This is a genomic window from Lutispora sp. QWL-02 (genome assembly GCF_058315355.1).
Map to the genome: position 1 here is coordinate 3,417,261 of NZ_CM177762.1, position 18,996 is coordinate 3,436,256.

Here is an 18,996-nt window from a genome sequence, read left to right on the forward strand (position 1 = left end):
ATAATTTGTCATACGAAGCTGAAAATTGGAGGTTTTTGTATGAAAGGCACAGTAGTTTCAACCTGGATAAACAGCTTAAGAAATCTATATGGCGATGAGATTGTGAACTCTTGCTTGAGAATAATAGGGTGGCAGGAAGACAGAGTCATATCTCCTCTGGAAGAAATTGATGACAAAGAGCCTGCAAAGCTGATAGAAGAAATAGGCAAAAAAGTTGGCAAATCAACCGGGGAGATATGGCGCAAGGTTGGCAGAAGCAATATTGAATCCTTTTTCAAATGGTTCCCGTCATATTTTGAACGCCGAAACGTAAAGGCATTCTTGCTCATGATGGATGATGTGCATGCTCAATTGACAAGGATGATCAAGGGAGCAAATCCTCCCAGACTGATTGCAACGGATCTGAGCGAAAAAGAAATTGAAATGAAATATATATCGAAGCGCGGATTGTTTGATTATTTTCTTGGATTATTGGAGGGCTGCGGCGACTTTTTCAAGGAAAAAATTCAGGTACAGGAGCTGGAAAGAGGCAAGGAAAACAATCTGCATATGCTCAGGGTAAAGATAACTGTAGAGAAGGGCTTGCACAGCGAGAAAACCTTCAATCTGTCCAGAATTTTATCCTTGGGCTTTCTAAAAAGAGTAGATATTAAAATTTCATTCTTGAGCGCTTTTGCCTTGCTGCCTATAAGCTATCTGCTGACAAAAAACTGGCTGGCTTCAGGTATCATCTCCATATCCTTATTTGCGGTCAGTGAGGTAATAGCTTTAATAGCTCTGGCACCGCTGAGGTTCTTTAATGAAGAGATAGGCAAATTAAATAATCTTGATTTTTCTTCATGTACAAGAGTAAAAACCGGTGATGAGCTGGAGTTATATTTTCAACAGCTTAACGGTATAAAGCAGCTATTCCAAAAAGACTTCCTCTTCTTAAAGGGAGGAAATGATGACATGTATAATTACACAAAGACATTTTCAGATATAGCAAGAAATATGAAAAATGTATCGGACGGCATATCCGGCATTGTGCAGGATGTTGCTGAGGGGGCAGTCCATCAGGCTGAGGAAACCGAAAAATCCGTATATATAATCAGCACCAATATGGATACATTGAACAAGATTGCTCAAGAGGAGCTCAAAAGCAAAGACAGGCTTGAGGAAGCTGTTAAAAGCATTAAGACCTCCTCGGAAGAGACTCAAAGAGTAGCAAAGATGATATTATCCATCAGAGATGCTTTTGCCCATGTGAATTCTCAAGGAGTTGAGCTTTCCAAGAGAGCCAACGATATCATGAATATCGTAACAACCGTCGAGAATATCGCAGATCAGACCAATTTGCTTTCATTAAATGCTGCTATAGAATCCGCAAGGGCCGGAGAGCTGGGCAGAGGCTTTGCAGTGGTCGCCGGAGAGATACGGGGCTTGGCCGAGGATTCCAAATCAGCAGTAAAAACAATCAATGAAAACCTGAAAATGTTTACGGGAGAGGTGAGCAGCCTTGTCGGCAGTATAAATGCCCGGTTCAATCAGTTGGAAGAGAGCAATACAACCCTGGAAAAGGTTGCAAAGGACAATACGGTATCCACAGAGCATATAGGTTCTGTTTCCTCAGATATAGTAAGGCTTGTGGAAGAGATGTCCGCACAGACAAAGCAGCTTTCCGATGTGTTTGAAAATGTGCATTCCCTTGCGGCAATAGCCGAAGAGAATTCTGCCGCATCTGAAGAGATGAGTGCCAGCGTAATCGAATATTCCAACAAAATAAAAGAGCTTACCATGTATATCCAAGAATTGGAAAAGCTATCAGGAAACTTCAAGGCAGAATTGGGTAAATATAAGCTATAAAGGGTGCTATGCAGCACCCTTTGATTTTTGTCTCCTTAATAAAAATACGAAAAATGGCCTATAAAAACCGGAGTTTCCCTAGCATTGAATAAATATTAAATGTATCTAAAGCTATTTATCATATTTTGCCTGTAACCGGAAACTAATTTTACATTTTTACCTCATAATTCTCGGTTAGAGCCCTTTTACGGAGCTCCTGCATAGGAGCTCTTCAATTTTGAATAATAGAAATTCTAGTCTGGCAAAGTATGTTTACCATCCTTATTATGTTGCATGCCATATTTGCTAAGATAATATGGATACTAAATCCTTTTAATCTCAGATATCGGCTTCTCCGGAGTCCATGATTCCTTGCCATGGTAGCAAATCTTCTTTCTATTTTAAACCGTTTGTTAATGGCTTCTTCAAATTCTTCTGTTCAGATATCATGTTATTAAATATATCAATTCGACCATTATTTCTCCCTAATATATACCCTTAACCTCCCTGCTTTCAATGCTTTAGCTGCTATTATTATGCCATATTTCAGACAAGTATTGAAGCATTTTTATGAAGGTTTAGGAAGGTGCGCATGAGTATATATGAATTATAGTGCATACCTATTCATGAATTCTACTTTTTCGGAGCTTTCCCTGACACCACAATCATGGCACCGTAATCAGGACAAAAACCAACTATAATTACAAATTTCTTTGATTGCTGTGCCGTGTGAGACTGCTATCAAAATGATATTATTTTGTTTTATGTAGATATTAAGACGTTGAAGAAGCTGCTCCTCTGTCTCATGATCTAATGCACTTGTTGCTTCATCTAGCAATAATACTTGGGGCTTTCGTAACAGCACCCTTGCTAAGCAGACACGTTGCCTTTGCCCGCCTGATATATTAGCCCCATTCTCGTTTAGATAATAATTCAGCCCATGTTCCTTAACGAATTGATCTAGGCAGGTTATTTTCAACACGTCGTAAATCAGTCCTTCTTGAAAATTATCACCTAATGTCAGATTATCGTAAAGACTTCCTTCAAAAATAAAAGGTTCTTGAAAGACAATTGATACTTTTCGATAAATCGAATCTTTCTCAAAATGCTGAACATCCTCACCATTATATTTTATAAAACCAAAATCTACACTGTAAAGATTTGCAAGCAATTTCAGCAAAGTTGTTTTTCCACTACCACTAGGCCCTTGCAGATGAATTTTTGCACCAGGAATAGCACTTTGCTTAAAATCACTGAATATCACTTTATTTTTCCAATAGTATTTTTCAATATTTATGTCTAGTGATTGGATATCAGAAAGACTACTATTTCTATCTGAAGAATCATCAACATTAGAAAACAAATAATCATAGACTCTTTCTGCTGCTCCCAGTGCTTTTTGTCGTCCTTGATAGAAATCTGACAGATTATTTAGTGGTTCTATTAATTGCCCCACAAGCGTATACATCATCACAATACTACCAACTTCAGATCCATGGCGGAATGAAATAACTACACCACTACAAATAACTAAAATAGGTAAAATAATATGCATGAGTGAATTAAGCGCACTAGCTCTAACCTCAATTTCGATAATTCGTTTTTGATTTGGAAAATATTTTCTCCATACTTGAGTCTTAAATTGTTCATTAAAAAAATCATATTTGTTTAATACTTTTACTATGCTTATTGCTTTTACAACTTCTAACAAACTTTGAGTTAAATTCGCGAAACTTTGCCTTTCTTCTGCAAAAGCTTGTCTCATAATTCCATTAACTAATATACAAGTAATAAAATAGAATAAACTGACTATCAACACGATAGTCGCCACATGAATATTTGTTTGGTACATAATTACAAATATAATTAATAGGCGCAACAAATTCAGTAACAGCATTAAAATATTTACTCCAGCACTATCTGCTATCATTGAGCCATCATTTAAAATTGCCGAAGTTATATCACCAGATGGTTTTGAATCAAAATAGGAAGATGGTTGGACTAGCATTTTTTTATACATCTTAACCCGCATTTTGTTAATCAATTCTGCCCTAAAGGTATGCCACTGCTTAGTTTGTAATATTGTAAAAACAAAAGCAAAAATTGCTGTTAGAAAAACTCTTCGGATTAAAATAATAAACAAATCATAATTTTGGGCACTCAAGCAGTCAATTAATCCCTTTATCTGATATACTAGATATAGTTCTGAACTAACTGCAATTGCACAAAGAAAAAACAATCCAATTTGCTTTATTCTACAATCACTAAACAGTTTAACTATTTCTCTATATTTTATCTTACTTCGACCATTATCCATCTTTTCGCTTCCAATCTAATTGGACTATCATAGCGGAGCTAAAAAAGAGGATTGAACTAACATAGAGAACAATTCTCTATAATCCTCGCAATTAATAATGTCGTTTTGTGTAACGTATTGGTACACGCATTGTTCATTAACATAATCCAAGTCACTCAAATAATTAATAAAAGATATTACATTAGCATTAACAATCATTTGCTTTCGAACACTCGGTAAAGTAATTAAAAATTCATCAGCATCTTTTTCAACAATTCTTATAGGTTTAATAACTTTGTAATTCATATACTATACCTCATCTACTAATTTTAGGAATTCAGCGCAATGGCTTACTATAAACGGTTTGTTTCGGCTTATTCTAGCCGGGCACGGATAACAATCTTTTTTTAAAAACGGGCACACGTTACAAGGCTGCACATTTAGGTAACTGTATTTTCCTTCTGTCAACTGATACGGAATTTCATATCCTGCTTGAGAAAAGATGCCCCAAAAATCTCCTCGCGCCAAATTTATATCATCTTTGTTATAACTAGATAGGATTGATTCCGTATATCTGTCACATGGGAACAAACTACCTTCATTATTTAAAAATGCAAACGAGGTCCCAGCACCGCACATATGTTTTACTTTTGGAAATTCTTTTTTCAGTACCTTCTCTACATATAATTTAGCGGTTGGAAACACAAACCTAGGAACAATGTTGAGACGCTCCTTCAATTCTTCATATCTATTAGCAATAACTCTTACAGCCTCTAACTCATCCATAAAGGAAACGCCAGCATTATCTTTTTTTGCACTTCCTTCAGTTAAGTACTGTAATAAAACAAACTCATCTACTCCAAGATTTAAGCAAAAATCAAGCATATCGTTTAAATAGTCCTTATTCTTCTTACTGAAAACAGTATTAATAGTTATGCGTAAGCCATCCCTTTTATGTTCCTTTTTAGCCTTTATTAAAGCTTTTAGATTTTTTGTAGTTATTTCAAAAACATTTTTGCCACGAACAGAATCATTGACTTTAGCGGTATGTCCCTCTAAACTAAATACAACATTCGTAAGGTAATTATTCTCAACCAGGTTATTGATAATATTGTTGTTGATCGCTATCCCATTTGTATTGAATCCAAAACATAATTTGTTATCAGAAAATGCTTTAAATATCTCAAGAAAATCTTTTCTTGCAGTTGGTTCTCCACCTAACAGATGTACATAATCGACAATATTTAGCTTTGACAGTTTCTCTATAATACACCTGATTTCATTGATGTCCAATTCATCCTTTATATTGCCTAAAAGATTTCCGTTGACACAGTGACTACAGTTCAAATTACATTTATATGTAATGTCCCATTTAATATTCATGAAGCCTATCTCTCTCTTTAAAAAGTATGCTTGAGATAATACTACATCGGACAAAACCGATAAACACTATCCCAAGCAATTCTAATACCTAAAGAAATTACCTAGGTTGGTGGCAATCGTTGCAACAATTGTTTAACGATTCAAACATGTGAGACACTAGTTCGGATTGCCCGATTAATGAAGATGGAGTGCCATGCTGTCCCAACGATTCTGCACTTCCAATGAAGCCCGAAACAAGTGATTCGCATCTTCGCTGCGGTATGCCTACCCTCAAGTTTGTCTGTCCTATGATGTCTTGGGTAAAATGCGAGGATGGAAAATACAGACGCCGCACTTCTTGTGAAAACCCCTGCACGGATTCCCCCTGCGGTCGTATGTTCTATGTCTACCCGGAAAAAAATCTTCGTACCTTCCCCGGAATCGTTCATGGAACCGAAGAATGGGACAATACTACAAAATATGCGCGTGACCGTTGGGAAATCCATCAACCACTTTAAAAGACAGCTTCTGCGTCGCAGGACGAAAAACAAGAAATCCTCTTACCTCGGAAGCTGATTTGTATTTAGCAGGCATTACTCAACTTGTTACTGTGCTTCTTGCTGATAGCATACACCAACATAAATACATACGAAGCCTCAAACCGTTGATTTCAGCATAGCAGTATTTAAATACGCTATACAGACTTCTGCATGCCTCATCTCGTTTTTTTAATATGGGTTTATTTCTACATGCATTCATGCTGAATTAGGATAGCTATCCACAGTTTTTGTTTGTCGTTATTCTCTTTTCAATGTTCACTGCTGTGTCTACGTCCATAGCTTTACCAAAGTTTGGTGTATATGACTCCTTTTTTTAAAGAGTTTCGCAATTACCTATAATGAATGCTCTCGAAAACTCAGAGAGCTTGAGTTTTATATATTTCAAGGCTCAACATTTCTGTTTCGCCCCCTGTTTTTTCATGTTATTTTCTCGTAACAATATGCAGTCTTCAAAGTTAAACACTGAAATTACCATTTAATTGCTAATATTTTGCCCAAATTGCTTTTCTCTGCTATCTTAGGCTTGTACACATTTAAAGTTCATTTCACCTATTTCCAAACATAAGCTCAGTCTTTTCACTAACGTCTGAAGAAAGTATATAATGTATATTTTCATATTACCTTAAATGTTCCAAGTTTGTCAGCAAATATAACATACAAAATTTTTACAGTATTCCTTAATATTCGACAATATTCCGACAATGTCAATAGGCGTCAGGGAAAGCTCCGAAAAATAGTCTATAAAAACCTGAGTTTCCCTAGCATTGAATAAATATTAAATGTATCTAAAGCTATTTATCATATTTTGCCTGTAACTGGAAACTGATTTTGCATTTTTACCTCATAATTCTGGGTTAGAGCCCTTTTACGGAACTCCTGCATAGGAGCTCTTCAATTTTGAGTAATAGAAATTCTAGGATGGCAAAGTATATTTACCATCCTTATTAGGAAGATTGTTAGGAAAATGTATATGAGTATATATGAATTATGATGCATATTTATTCATGTGTTCTACTTTTCGGAGCTTTCCTATGCAGCACCCTTTGATTTTTGTCTCCTTAATAAAAATACGAAGAATGGTCCTCCCATTATTGAAGTCATAACGCCTACCGGAATTTCCGAAGGCTGAATAAGGACTCTGCCGAGAGTATCTGACAGCATCAGTATGGCAGCTCCCATTATGGCGCTATAAGGTATAAGTTTTCTATTGTCAGAGCCCCAGATAAGCCTTACGATATGCGGCGCCACCAAACCCAAAAAACCTATGGTCCCGCCTGTGGACACCACGGCTCCAACTATCAGGGAGCATATGACTAGCAATATATATTTAAGCTTTTCAACATCTACACCCATATAGTGAGCAGATTCCTCACCAAGGGACATGATATTCAGTTCCCTGGAAAAAAAGCATAACGCCAATATTCCAGGCAATATAAAAGAACTGGAGAATATAAGTTTTTGCCATGTGGCAGAGGATAGGCTTCCCATAGTCCAAAATACTATTTGCTCTATTTTATTCCTATTAAGCATCATTATGAAGGATATAATGGATGAGAGAAAATAGCTGACAGCCACTCCGGATAAAAGCAATGAGTTAATAGAGACTCTATTCTTGGTCTTGGAGATATGGTATACGAAAAAAAGGGAGGATACTGCTCCCAGGAAGGCAAAAGCTCCAGTAGTCCCGTAGCCGAATATGCCAATACCTGTTACTATGGAAAGCACTGCTCCTAAAGCAGCTCCTGATGACATCCCCAATGTATAAGAATCCACCAGCGGATTTTTGAATACACCCTGCATAACCCCGCCTACAACAGATAAACCTGCTCCTAAAACTGCAGAGATAATTACACGCGGCATCCTTATATCTATCAGAATGACTTTATTGTCCGTTTCTTGTCCCATAAACACTATTTCGATTATCTCTCTTAAGGGTATTTTGACAGCCCCTATTCCTACCCCGATAAAAAAGCAGATGATGAAAAAAGCCAACAAAATGCTCAGGGACAATATATTTTTTAATGCTTCTTTACTCATTTCCTTCATCTGCCTTTATCAATGCTTCTATCAATTCATATTCTTCCAGTTGTATAACATTGGGCTGCTCCTTCAATCCTTTATAAAGGCTTCGCGCTTCGCCCCCGGTATAATCTCTTTTTTCAAAGTCACGATCCCCCAAAATATATATCTTCTTATCTTTCAGCCGTCCTTCTGTAAGGAGTTCAAGATTTCTTATATTGGCTTTGCTGAAATATATAGGCATGAGAACAATACAGTGTGCCGCAAGAGCAAGCTCAAGATTTTTTTCATATGCTCTTTGAGTAATATTTAAAAAAGGAGTTTCTTCAGCTACATCCAGTTCATATTCTTTGGAAGCAGCCCAATCAGAATCTCCTATGTTCAATACCCCTGTTGAAACGATAAAACCATTATCCGCCAGTTCCTTGATCAGCTTTGTTCCGCTTCCGCCGCCGCATATCATGTGAATTCTTGTATCTCGCTTATTTTTAGGTATCGTTGATATCGGATATATATATGTTTTCCCGGTGACGGGGTTCTTGCTGACGGTCACATCCGTATTAAAGACATGGGCTATATTTTTAGCGGTCAGAACCTTCTCGGGCTCTCCCTCGCAAAAAATTTCTCCTGCTTTAAGCATAATAATATGATCGCTATATGCAGAAGCCATATTCAAATCGTGCAGCACAGCTATAGAAGCCAGTCCTCCCCCCAAGCTCATCCTCTTTATCAAATCCAATATCTCAACTTGATGCTGCAGATCCAGATGAGAAATGGGTTCATCCAGCAAGAGCACCCTCGGTTGCTGGGCCAGTGCCTGGGCCAGTATGACTCTTTGCTTTTCACCGCCGCTCAGTTCATTGTAGAGCCTATCGGAAAACTCCAGGATATTGGTATATTTCATGGCCTTTTCTACAATCTTTATGTCCTCTGCAGTTTCTCCCTTAAGCCTTTTTATGTATGGGTGCCTGCCCATCATCACTATATCCTTGACCTTGAAGTCGAATTCCAAAAGTATATTTTGCGGCACCATGGAAAGCCTTTTGCTGATTTCTTTCTGTGAAAGCTCCTTAAGATTTTCTTCCCCGAGCAGGACTGTTCCTTTTCGGGGCTTCAGGAATCCGGAAAGCGTCTTTAATAAAGTGCTTTTGCCGGAGCCGTTAGGTCCTATTATGCTAATAAAGCTGCCCTCTTTGATCTTTAAATTGATATTTTTCAATACCTCTTTATCTTCATAGCAAAAACCCAAGTGTTCAGCCCTTATCTCATAATCCATCTCAATACCATCCTATTGCCTAAAATGCGTCGCTATGAAGCACCTTTGCCATTTCATAAATAGCATCTACTATTCTTGGCCCCGGTCTTGCTACTATATTGTCGTCTGACATTATATATATATTTCCGTTTTTTACACATTCCAGCTTCTGAAAGAAGTCATCCCTTTCAAAGTCTTCTTTTCTCATGCCCTCATCGGTTGCATGATAAGAAGCTATGAGGATATCGGGATTTTGTTTTATAAGCTCTTCCGGGCTATATTTTGACCAGCCTTGTGCCTCTTCCGCTATATTCCGGCCTCCGGCAACTTGTATGATTTCGTTGATAAAAGTTCCCTGTCCTACAGTGAATATGGGCTCTCTCCAAACCAAATAAAAAACCTTGGGCCGCTCTTTGCCGCTGACCTTAGACTTTATATCATCGATGCTCTTATGCATATCATTAATTATCTCTTCTGCGTTTGCTTCTGCTCCTACCAATTTGCCTATCATAGCTATGGAATCAAATATTGAGTCAATGTCCGAAGCCTCAGTGGAGATTACAGGTATACCAAGGCCTTCAAGAGCTTTTATTATATCCTCCTGAATGTATCCTCCCGCTAAAACTACATCCGGATTGACCTTTTTTATCATTTCAATATTGGGGTTTTCAAAATCTCCGATCACCTCAACACTTTTTGCTTCCTCAGGATAGTCGCAAAAGGTTGTAACTCCTACCAACTTCTTCCCTGCGCCCAAGGCAAAGACTATTTCGGTATTGGTAGGTGAAAGGGATACTATCTTTTCAGGTTTTTTTTCTAATACAACATTCCTACCCTTGATATCAGTTATTTCTACTTTCTTAACCGCAGTTTCTGCTCCCTTATTTGTTTCCCTTTGACAAGATGCCAGCAAGGGCAGCAGAAATAATACAAATAAAATTAAAATCATTTTCTTAAGTTTCAACTTCATAACACTCCCACCTACATATTTGCAGTATAATTCTAGCACATGCAATATGTATTTACAACATTTTGAGTGTATCAGAAAATATGAGCCAAACAGACAATATGAAACATTTGTAAATATAAGTCGAATCTGTTATAATATTCTTAACATTTTTCAAATCTTAAATTAAACCACTAATAAATAATATCAAGAGGTGAGCATATGCAGTCTATAATGAACATTAACATTGAAGCATGTGTACCGGGGATGAAAGTATCTGAAGAAATATTGAACAGCTTTGGGGCTACTCTTATACAAAAAGACAGCGTACTGGATAACTACACAATAAATAAGCTGATGCAGCTGGGTATTGAAAGCCTGAAGGTTTATGAGGGGCTTGAGCCCGAGCCCAGCGATAGTAATAGGGTAGCTGCAATCTATTCGGAAAAAGTGGATGAATTTAAGAACATCATAAAGGACATAGGAAATGGCAAAACCTTGGATACATTAAGAGTTCAAGCCATCGTCAGAGACATTAACAACAACTTTACCTCAGTAAATGACATTGTAGCGAATCTTAACAGTATCAGATCCATTGATGAATACACATATTCCCACAGCATCAATGTGTCTCTTTTATGTTCACTCATAGGCAGCTGGCTGAACCTAAACGAGGTCCAGAGAAAATGTCTTTCTTATTGCGGTCTGCTCCACGACATAGGCAAATCTAAAATATCTCATGCGATTTTAGAGAAGCCGGGTCCTTTATCGCCCAAGGAATTCGAGGAAATTAAAAAACATTCGATTTTAGGCTACAAAATACTTGAAGGAAATGTGGCCATAAGCAAAGACATCATGTTAAGCGTGTTAATGCATCATGAAAGGGAAGACGGCTCCGGCTACCCTTTCGGGATAAAAGGAAACCAGATCAGCCTATATGCAAAGATAACCGCCATAGCTGATGTGTTTGATGCCATGACATCAGATAAAGTCTATAGAAAGCGCCAAACTCCCTTTGATGTATTTGCCATGTTTGAAAGCGAGTATTTAACAAAATGCGACACTAATATTTTGCTTACATTCCTCAGAAGGATAGCTGACTATTATATAGGAAGCAGAGTTAGGCTTAACAATGACGAATATGGTGAGATAGTGTTCATCAATCAGAAAGCCATATCAAAGCCTATAATCAGACTGGATGACTTAAGCATAATAGATATGAGCAAAGAAAAAAGCTTGTTTATTGCAGAAATATTTTAGTATATTGCGTAAGCTGCGCCGCTAAAAAGTGGAATATCTGATATAATAGAATTGATAAAGTTTTTATAGGAGGTAAGATGAATGCCTTTAGTAACATCAAAGGAAATGTTCAAAAAAGCATATGACGGACTATATGCTGTTGGAGCATTTAATGTAAATAACATGGAGATTATCCAGGGAATAGTGGATGCAGCAAAGGATGAGCAGGCGCCTTTAATCCTTCAGGTATCTGCCGGAGCCAGAAAATACGCAAAGCATGTCTATCTTATGAAGTTGGTGGAGGCTGCAGTGGAAGACAGCGGTCTTTCTATATGTCTTCATCTTGACCATGGTGAGGATTTCGAGATATGCAAATCCTGTATCGACGGTGGCTTTACATCTGTTATGATAGATGGTTCAAAGCATCCCTTCGAGGAAAACATCGCCATTACAAAAAAGGTTGTAGAGTATGCCCATGACAGGGGCGTTGTGGTGGAAGCAGAGCTGGGAAGACTTGCAGGCATTGAAGATGCTGTAAGTGTGAGCAGCAGGGATGCAACCTTCACCGATCCGGATCAGGCGGTAGAATTTGTCCAGAGAACAGGCGTAGATTCGCTGGCAATAGCCATAGGAACAAGCCATGGTGCTTACAAATTCAAAGGAGAGCCTATGTTGGACTTCGAAAGATTGGAGAAGATAAGCAAGCTTCTTCCTGATTTTCCTCTTGTTCTTCATGGAGCATCCACAGTGCTGCCTGAGTTCGTAGATCTGTGCAATACATATGGAGGCCATGTTCCCGGAGCAAAAGGAGTGCCTGAGGATATGCTGCTAAGAGCAGGCAAAATGGGAGTTTGCAAGATCAATATCGACACAGATTTAAGGCTTGCAATGACAGCTTCTATCAGAAAGCATCTGGCTGAGAACCCGGGTGATTTTGATCCGAGGCAATATTTGAAACCTGCCAGAGAAGCTATCAAGAATATGGTTAAGCATAAAATGAAGAATGTATTGAATTGCAGCGGAAAAGCATGATTAAGGGTTCAGGATTCAGAGCTCAGGAGCTAGGTAGGGTATTCCTTACGGGTCTTGTGGGAGACGGGGGAACGCAAACCACTGAAGGGCACTGAATTTTTCACGAAAAAACACGGCAGAACCCAAAGAATAAGCATATGTGTTTACTTGCACATATGCTTATTCTTTAGTTACTGTAGCTTTCTCCTATAAAATAGAACTTAAGATATAAATAAGAGAACGTGGATAATAGAGCTGCAGTGTCTATAAAGTCAATATTCCTCCGTGAAAATCCGTGAGGCGTCCGTGCCTTTCCGTGGTTGACCTTCCCTGCGGCTCCAGAGGAACGCTCAAAGCCAGAAGTTAGCGACTAAAGGCTAGCGGCAGAGCATCCACATACTTTAAAAATTCTGAGCTGTCCGAGCTATAATCAGGAGCATAAGGGCTGTCTCTTTTGATCACACAGTCGGTGACCAGATAAGTGTTTATTCCTGCTTTTTTCGCCACCATATCCTCCAGCATATCATTCCCAACCATCAAACACTCTTTCGGCTTTTTTCCTTTTATTTTTAAAATATCTTCGTAGAATTTAGGATTGGGCTTGCAGAAGCGGCATATCTCGAAATTGGTTGCATAGCTGAAATCATCCGGAAGAAAGCCGGCCCATAGTATCCTTTTGTCTATAGCAACTTTAGGGAAAAGAGGATTGGTAGCAACAATTACATCGTAGCCCTTGCACTTGAGCCTGCTGACCGCATTTATCATATTATCTATTCTGTAGGTAACATCTTTAACAAGGTCAAATTCGCTATCATAAAAGCTATTAAAGCCATTCAGAAAGAAATCCCTATGTTCTTCTTTTATAAGTGCATTAAACCTTTCAAAAAAAATTTCCTGATTAAATCTAACGCCGTCAGAATTTTTTACCATGTGAATTGTCGATTCCCATATATTTTTATACAAATCCTCAGGACTGCATAATTCTCCAAATTTAATCCCAAGCAATGAAAAATATTTATTTTCAAACTCATTATTATCCATCCCCAATAAAGTACCGTCTAAATCAAACAAAACAGTGTTTATCATCTCACTTCTTTCCTCCAGTAAACTCTAATTTTATCCCAATAGTAAAAAACCACCCGGGTAAAAACATAATCATAGGCCAAGAACACTAATTGCAGGCCTAGCACCAGCCAGGCGATCGGAAAGGCCATCTTTATATTTATCAAGAATACTCTGGTACATATAAAATAAACCGCTAAAGACGCCATATTGAAGAATAAAAGCTTCAATGTCAATTCGATAAACATATTCCTTGTTTTTTCTATGTAGTATTTTATTAAAGGATACATACCGAAAATAAAGATGTAAGGTACTGCATTTACCAGGTTCCCTAAGACCAGAAAAGACAGCATTGACGTGGCAAAGTATAAAAGCCAAGCCTGCCGTGCCCCCATTTCAACCAATATAAATCCGGGTATTATTCCGGCCAAAAAATACATTGTAAGTTTTGCAGAAGGCAAATAAACAGCCAGATATAAAAATATTATACTTATAGCGGTTAAAATACCCCCAAGGGCAACCTTTCTTCCCAATTTAACACCGCCTCATTATATGCAGTTTATCAGATCTCCGCCCATACATTCACAACAGCAATCGGAGCATATAAGGCATTGGCACATGCTGCACAGATCCGGCCCCGTGGAGCTGTAACGCCTGTTGTATCCATAGCTTTGATACTGATTATTGGCATATGCTATTCTGTTTAAAGCATCTCTGTACTCCATGTTTGAAGGATCCATGTTTACTGCTGTATTTATGCTGTTCACAGCTTCATTATACCAACCTTTTCTCATAAAGATGAGTCCCCTTAAATAATGCCATTGAGCATCCTTCATGCTTATTCTATTTAGCAGATTTTCAGCTGCCTGGATATTTCCGTTCATTATATTCATTCTTACCTGCGAATATAAGTTAGTATCGCTGCTATAGCCTGAGCTATTGCTTTCCCTATTGCCGTAAGCATTGCCTTGAGACTTGTTGCCTGACCCTCTTTTTTCATATTCTTTGAGAAGACTATCATAGGCCATGTTTATTTCTTTCAGCTTTTCTTCTGCCAATTCGGAAAGAGGATTATTTCTGTATTGGTCCGGGTGATATTTCTTCACCAGCTCCTTGTATGCTTTTTTTATTTCATCTATTGAAGCTCCTTCCCTCACATTAAGTACTTCATAGGGATTTCTCATCCTTCTTGCAGCTCCTTCCTTCCAATACGCTTTTTGTTTTTTTATCCATGCCTAAATATATTATATTTTCAATTATGCTCCTATTGTTCATATCAAGCAGCTCAAAAGCAGAGGCTGCTTGCGTCAAAGTATGGATGAGACTGAACTTGATATCTTCCTTTATTTTATCCTTAAATGCTCCAATATCCCCGTTTTTATATTCATACTGAAGCAAGATGGAGTTATAATTATTTTTTTTAATATCCTTTTCAATATCATCATAGGCATCAATTATATATATCCATCTGCCAAGATTATAGCTCAGCCACTCTACAGCTTTCTTGTCCTTTTCATTATCTCCCTTATAGCCTATGCTTACAATGCCCTTGATCAATTCCCCAAAGGGGTCAGCTGCCCTATCCATTGAGCTGCAGTTTTGTTTTTCCAGAGCATACAGCTTTTCTAAGGATTGCTTTATATGTGATTCAGCTTCCTTATTGCTGTTTGAAGCTGCTCTATGACCGGGGCCGATCAGCAGCTGCGCCGCTTTGGCAAGTATGCTCTTTTCATCCTTCCAATCATCCTGAAGCTTATAATAAGTCAGAATTGTATTGATGTCACTTGAAAAATCTACGCTGGGGCTTTTCTTGACAATCCACTTCTTTTTCAGCGGATTTGCTGCACAAGCTTCATACTCCAGCTCAACATTCTCTTTATTTATAGAGGATAGAAATAAGCCTAAAAATACTGAATCATAATTTAGCCCCAGCCGGCATAGGGGGCCGAAGCTTTTACCCATGGACTTGCATACTCCGCAATAATAAGCCCTGAATAATTCGTATTCTTTTATCTTCATCTCACCCTTGTCGGGCGTTACATATCCAAACATAATATCTCCTAAGTTTGACTGCTTTTTTCATTATATCACAGCTTAACGCAATTTTCAGCTAAAAAAACAACACAGGCCAATGACTGTGCTTCTTGCAGCACAGCCTTCAGCCTGTTTTTTTCAAAATAATCTCAAACCTCGTCTGGTCTTTCTAAACGTAAGCTTTTAAAAACTCCGGCACATTGTCTGGATTCCTGCTCAAACTCACAACAAAGTTTACCTCATATTGTCTGTTAAGTCTTTCCATGTTATCAATAAAATCCTTTAAGCATGCTTCTTCCGAATTGGAAATAACCTTGAGCCCGTCTATAAAAATGTGCTCAATATCAAAGTTTTGGGAAATAACTCCGCACAAAAAACCATAAAAAGTCTTCAAATTATCAATCTGAAAATCCCCAGCATTGATGAATCGAAGACTTCTATCCAAATCGTACATATGATTATTGTCTCTGTCGATGTACACAACATGACCTTTAGAAGCTTTTGATGCTTCATTTGCCATGTCAATCATCACCTTAGTCTTTCCGGTGCCTTTTTCACCTACAATAAACTTAACCATTTTAATTACCCCCTAACATTATTTTTTTTAGAGATTAATTAGAGAATACTATATCCTGAAGATTATTTCAATTGTTTATTTCAATAAAAGCTAAATATTTGTAAATATCATGCCCATTTACTGATATTATAATGCAAGTCTGAGCATGCTGAACATTGCTTATGGAAACATCTTGATAAATTTTACCAATACCAATATTGCCCAATCTTCAGACAAATATAACTATTTACATTATTCTCAATATTTGAGATAATAAACACATAATACACTTAGAAAGGAGTAATGATAATGTCCAGCAAAGCAAGACAGAAAAAAGAAGCCACTGTGCTTGAAGCCTTAGTTCCCGTGGTCTTGACAGTCGGTATCCTAATGTATACTATACTGGTTCTAGGGGGAGACGTGCACATTCCTTTAGTCTTGGGTTCAATCATAACTACTTTGATAGCAGTTTACAGATTGGGCTTCACTTGGGGGGAAATCGAAGAAGGTTTTATCGCTACAATAAGTGGTACAATGCAAGCTATAATAATTCTCGCAATTATAGGTATGATCATAGGCACATGGATTCTTGGAGGTGTAGTGCCCACACTAATTTTCTATGGACTAAAGGTATTATCCCCTGCATTTTTCCTTATAGCTTCCATGATATTATGCAGCATAGTATCCCTAGCAACGGGTAGTTCATGGACCACAGCCGGAACAGTTGGTATTGCCCTTATGGGCGTTGCAGTAGGTCTCGGAGTTCCAGGCCCCATGGCAGCAGGTGCTATTATTTCCGGAGCGTATTTCGGTGATAAATTATCACCCCTTTCCGATACCACAAACCTTGCACCAGCTATGGCTGGCTCAAACCTCTTTGACCATATTAAACACATGTTTTTTACTACTGGAACAAGCTATGTCATAGCTCTAATAGCCTTTGGGATAATGGGTGCCCAATTTGCCGGCAAAGAACTTGATACAGCAGCAATCAATGAACTCATAAGCACTATGAGTGCAAACTTCACAATCAGTCCTATACTTCTATTAGTGCCAATAATAGTTATAACTTTGGTTGCCATGAAAACCCCCGCTATACCAGGGCTTATGATAGGTACCATCCTCGGCGGTGCTGCCGCTATAATATTCCAAGGCGCCAGCTTAGGTGCAGTATTGGATGCAATGCAAAACGGAGTAGTATCCGAAACGGGAAATGCACTGCTGGATGAGCTACTCACTAGCGGCGGTTTACAAAGCATGATGAAGACAATTTCTCTTATCATGTGTGCATTGACTTTCGGCGGAATGCTAGAAAAGTCAGGAATGCTGGAAACATTAGCAAAGAAGATACTCGGATTTGCAAAAAGCACAGGCTCCCTTGTTACTGTTACAATACTCTCCTGTATATTTGTAAATGCTTTAGCCGGAGACCAGTATCTGGCAATAGTTCTTCCCGGTAAAATGTACAGGGATGAATTCCATAAGAGAGGCTTGGCTCCAAGAAACCTTTCCAGATGTCTTGAAGACGCCGGTACAATGACATCATCATTGATTCCATGGAATACCTGCGGTGCTGCTATGTCAGGCTATCTTGGCATTCCTACAGTTGATTATGTTCCATATGCTGTGCTTAACCTTGTAAGTCCAATAGTATCAATTGTATTCGGTTATGCCGGCATCACAATGATGAAGCTTGAGGATGACCCATCCGCGCCGGAATATAAGGGTAAAGCAACAGTCAGCGCATAAATAGCAAGATAGATAAAATAACCTCGTTGTTCATTTCAGCGAGGTTATTTTTAATTGCAGTACCGAAAACTGGCGATTCTAGAAAACTTATATAAGGATATTTAATTTTACCCTGCAGATACTATTTTTATGAAAGAAAAATTTTTAAGATTTATCGCCTACGGCCTGATAGGCTGGTGCCTGGAGATTTTATGGACCGGATTTGGTTCACTGCTTCATGGCAATTTCATGCTATACAGTTTCACCTATATGTGGATGTTTTTCATCTACGGAATGGGATTATTTCTGGAACCAGTTCATAACAAGATCAGGAATTGGAATACTTATCTGAGGGGAGGCATATGGGTCCTAATCATATTTGCCATAGAATATCTGTGCGGCTGGGCTCTAGACGGCGCATTAGGCCATTGCCCGTGGGATTACGGCAATGGAATATTATCCGTGAAAGGCTACATAAGGCTGGACTTCACAGTAGCTTGGTTTTTCACAGGCTTGCTCTATGAGAGAGTGCATGACTTCCTCATAGCATTTGAGAAGCTTCCTAAGTCTGTATTGCTGGAGTATAGCTCGGATCGAACTGCAGAATGTCCCGATAAAAAAATTAGGCCTTTTAAAAAAGCCTAATTTTTTTATTTTACCCTTATTCCATGTCGAACCTTCTATACATTCATAAATCATTGTATATTAAATATTGATAAAATTATTGGCAATATCATTGCAATAATGATAAATATACTGAGCACCACTGCAATCTCCCTTTTCATGCTATCACCCCGGCATTTTCTATTTGGGCAGTTGGATCTTGGGATTTTCTTTCGATTCTCTGTAGAGCACAAATTTATTCCCTATGATCTGCACTACATCTGCTTTAATAGCCGCAGCCAACTCATGGCCTGCTTCTCTCACATCAAGTTCACAGTTGTCAAGCACTTTGACCTTTATCAGCTCTCTTGCCTCCAGGCAAGCGCTGATGTCCTTTTCCATTGAGGGAATAATACCTGATTTCCCTATCTGAAATACATCTTCCAGGCCATTTGCCAGGCTTCTTAAATAAGCTCTTTGTCTGCTATTTAACATATTTCC

Annotated in this window: 18 protein-coding genes and 1 pseudogene; 6 read left to right on the forward strand and 13 right to left on the reverse strand. The window is 38.3% G+C overall.

The window, feature by feature from the left end; translation table 11 throughout:
- Window positions 1–39: 39 nt before the first annotated feature.
- Window positions 40–1,845, forward strand: coding sequence for a heme NO-binding domain-containing protein (locus AC4HCY_RS16120; protein WP_491094631.1), 1,806 nt, complete (start codon window positions 40–42; stop codon window positions 1,843–1,845).
- Between the two features lie 211 nt (window positions 1,846–2,056).
- Here the strand turns inward: AC4HCY_RS16120 and AC4HCY_RS16125 are convergent, their stop codons facing one another.
- The 4 genes from AC4HCY_RS16125 to AC4HCY_RS16140 all read right to left on the reverse strand — a co-directional run bounded on the left by AC4HCY_RS16125 (window position 2,057) and on the right by AC4HCY_RS16140 (window position 5,503).
- Window positions 2,057–2,203 (reverse strand): hypothetical protein, encoded by a 147-nt coding sequence (locus AC4HCY_RS16125; protein WP_491094632.1) that lies wholly within the window; start codon window positions 2,201–2,203, stop codon window positions 2,057–2,059.
- Between the two features lie 300 nt (window positions 2,204–2,503).
- Entirely contained in the window at window positions 2,504–4,141 is a 1,638-nt protein-coding gene (locus tag AC4HCY_RS16130; protein ID WP_491094633.1) for an ABC transporter ATP-binding protein, read from the reverse strand.
- A gap of 27 nt (window positions 4,142–4,168) precedes the next feature.
- Window positions 4,169–4,426, reverse strand: coding sequence for a hypothetical protein (locus AC4HCY_RS16135; protein WP_491094634.1), 258 nt, complete (start codon window positions 4,424–4,426; stop codon window positions 4,169–4,171).
- 3 nt (window positions 4,427–4,429) lie between these two features.
- On the reverse strand, window positions 4,430–5,503 hold the full coding sequence (locus tag AC4HCY_RS16140) for a radical SAM protein (RefSeq protein ID WP_491094635.1): 1,074 nt from the start codon (window positions 5,501–5,503) through the stop codon (window positions 4,430–4,432).
- 158 nt (window positions 5,504–5,661) lie between these two features.
- Between AC4HCY_RS16140 and AC4HCY_RS16145 the strand changes: the two are divergent.
- Window positions 5,662–6,058: pseudogene (locus AC4HCY_RS16145) on the forward strand (ISNCY family transposase); the annotation flags it as partial.
- 1,013 nt (window positions 6,059–7,071) lie between these two features.
- Here AC4HCY_RS16145 and AC4HCY_RS16150 read toward each other — a convergent pair.
- Genes AC4HCY_RS16150 through AC4HCY_RS16160 form a run of 3 tightly spaced genes read right to left on the reverse strand, consistent with a single transcriptional unit; the run spans window position 7,072 to window position 10,286 of the window.
- A complete protein-coding gene (locus AC4HCY_RS16150; protein WP_323430610.1) occupies window positions 7,072–8,079 on the reverse strand; it encodes a FecCD family ABC transporter permease in 1,008 nt (335 codons plus the stop codon).
- Window positions 8,072–9,337 (reverse strand): heme ABC transporter ATP-binding protein, encoded by a 1,266-nt coding sequence (locus tag AC4HCY_RS16155; RefSeq protein ID WP_323430611.1) that lies wholly within the window; start codon window positions 9,335–9,337, stop codon window positions 8,072–8,074. Before AC4HCY_RS16155 ends, AC4HCY_RS16150 begins: the two co-directional genes overlap by 8 nt.
- 19 nt (window positions 9,338–9,356) lie before the next feature.
- Window positions 9,357–10,286 (reverse strand): ABC transporter substrate-binding protein, encoded by a 930-nt coding sequence (locus AC4HCY_RS16160; RefSeq protein ID WP_323430612.1) that lies wholly within the window; start codon window positions 10,284–10,286, stop codon window positions 9,357–9,359.
- Between the two features lie 198 nt (window positions 10,287–10,484).
- Here AC4HCY_RS16160 and AC4HCY_RS16165 point away from each other — a divergent pair, with 198 nt between their 5' ends.
- The gene (locus AC4HCY_RS16165) at window positions 10,485–11,522 is read left to right on the forward strand and encodes an HD-GYP domain-containing protein (protein ID WP_323430613.1); all 1,038 of its coding nucleotides are present in this window, start codon (window positions 10,485–10,487) and stop codon (window positions 11,520–11,522) included.
- Window positions 11,523–11,603: 81 nt separating this feature from the next.
- The gene (fba, locus tag AC4HCY_RS16170; protein WP_323430614.1) at window positions 11,604–12,533 is read left to right on the forward strand and encodes a class II fructose-1,6-bisphosphate aldolase; all 930 of its coding nucleotides are present in this window, start codon (window positions 11,604–11,606) and stop codon (window positions 12,531–12,533) included.
- Window positions 12,534–12,875: 342 nt separating this feature from the next.
- Here fba and AC4HCY_RS16175 read toward each other — a convergent pair whose 3' ends face one another.
- From AC4HCY_RS16175 to AC4HCY_RS16195, 5 genes are all read right to left on the reverse strand, one after another.
- The gene (locus AC4HCY_RS16175; protein ID WP_323430615.1) at window positions 12,876–13,598 is read right to left on the reverse strand and encodes an HAD family hydrolase; all 723 of its coding nucleotides are present in this window, start codon (window positions 13,596–13,598) and stop codon (window positions 12,876–12,878) included.
- The gene (locus tag AC4HCY_RS16180) at window positions 13,595–14,107 is read right to left on the reverse strand and encodes a hypothetical protein (protein ID WP_323430616.1); all 513 of its coding nucleotides are present in this window, start codon (window positions 14,105–14,107) and stop codon (window positions 13,595–13,597) included. Before AC4HCY_RS16180 ends, AC4HCY_RS16175 begins: the two co-directional genes overlap by 4 nt.
- 15 nt (window positions 14,108–14,122) lie before the next feature.
- Entirely contained in the window at window positions 14,123–14,758 is a 636-nt protein-coding gene (locus AC4HCY_RS16185) for a J domain-containing protein (protein ID WP_491094636.1), read from the reverse strand.
- Entirely contained in the window at window positions 14,742–15,626 is an 885-nt protein-coding gene (locus AC4HCY_RS16190; RefSeq protein ID WP_323430618.1) for a DUF5685 family protein, read from the reverse strand. The genes AC4HCY_RS16185 and AC4HCY_RS16190 overlap by 17 nt, the downstream gene beginning before the upstream one ends.
- A 151-nt stretch (window positions 15,627–15,777) precedes the next feature.
- The gene (locus AC4HCY_RS16195) at window positions 15,778–16,185 is read right to left on the reverse strand and encodes an ATP-binding protein (RefSeq protein WP_323430619.1); all 408 of its coding nucleotides are present in this window, start codon (window positions 16,183–16,185) and stop codon (window positions 15,778–15,780) included.
- Between the two features lie 288 nt (window positions 16,186–16,473).
- Here AC4HCY_RS16195 and nhaC point away from each other — a divergent pair, with 288 nt between their 5' ends.
- Window positions 16,474–17,913, forward strand: coding sequence for a Na+/H+ antiporter NhaC (nhaC, locus tag AC4HCY_RS16200; RefSeq protein ID WP_323430620.1), 1,440 nt, complete (start codon window positions 16,474–16,476; stop codon window positions 17,911–17,913).
- Window positions 17,914–18,042: 129 nt separating this feature from the next.
- Complete coding sequence (locus AC4HCY_RS16205; RefSeq protein WP_491094637.1) at window positions 18,043–18,537, forward strand: putative ABC transporter permease; 495 nt, start codon at window positions 18,043–18,045, stop codon at window positions 18,535–18,537.
- 159 nt (window positions 18,538–18,696) lie between these two features.
- On the opposite strand, the gene yhbY is transcribed toward AC4HCY_RS16205, so the two are convergent.
- The gene (gene yhbY, locus AC4HCY_RS16210) at window positions 18,697–18,990 is read right to left on the reverse strand and encodes a ribosome assembly RNA-binding protein YhbY (protein ID WP_323430622.1); all 294 of its coding nucleotides are present in this window, start codon (window positions 18,988–18,990) and stop codon (window positions 18,697–18,699) included.
- Between the last annotated feature and the right edge of the window lie 6 nt (window positions 18,991–18,996).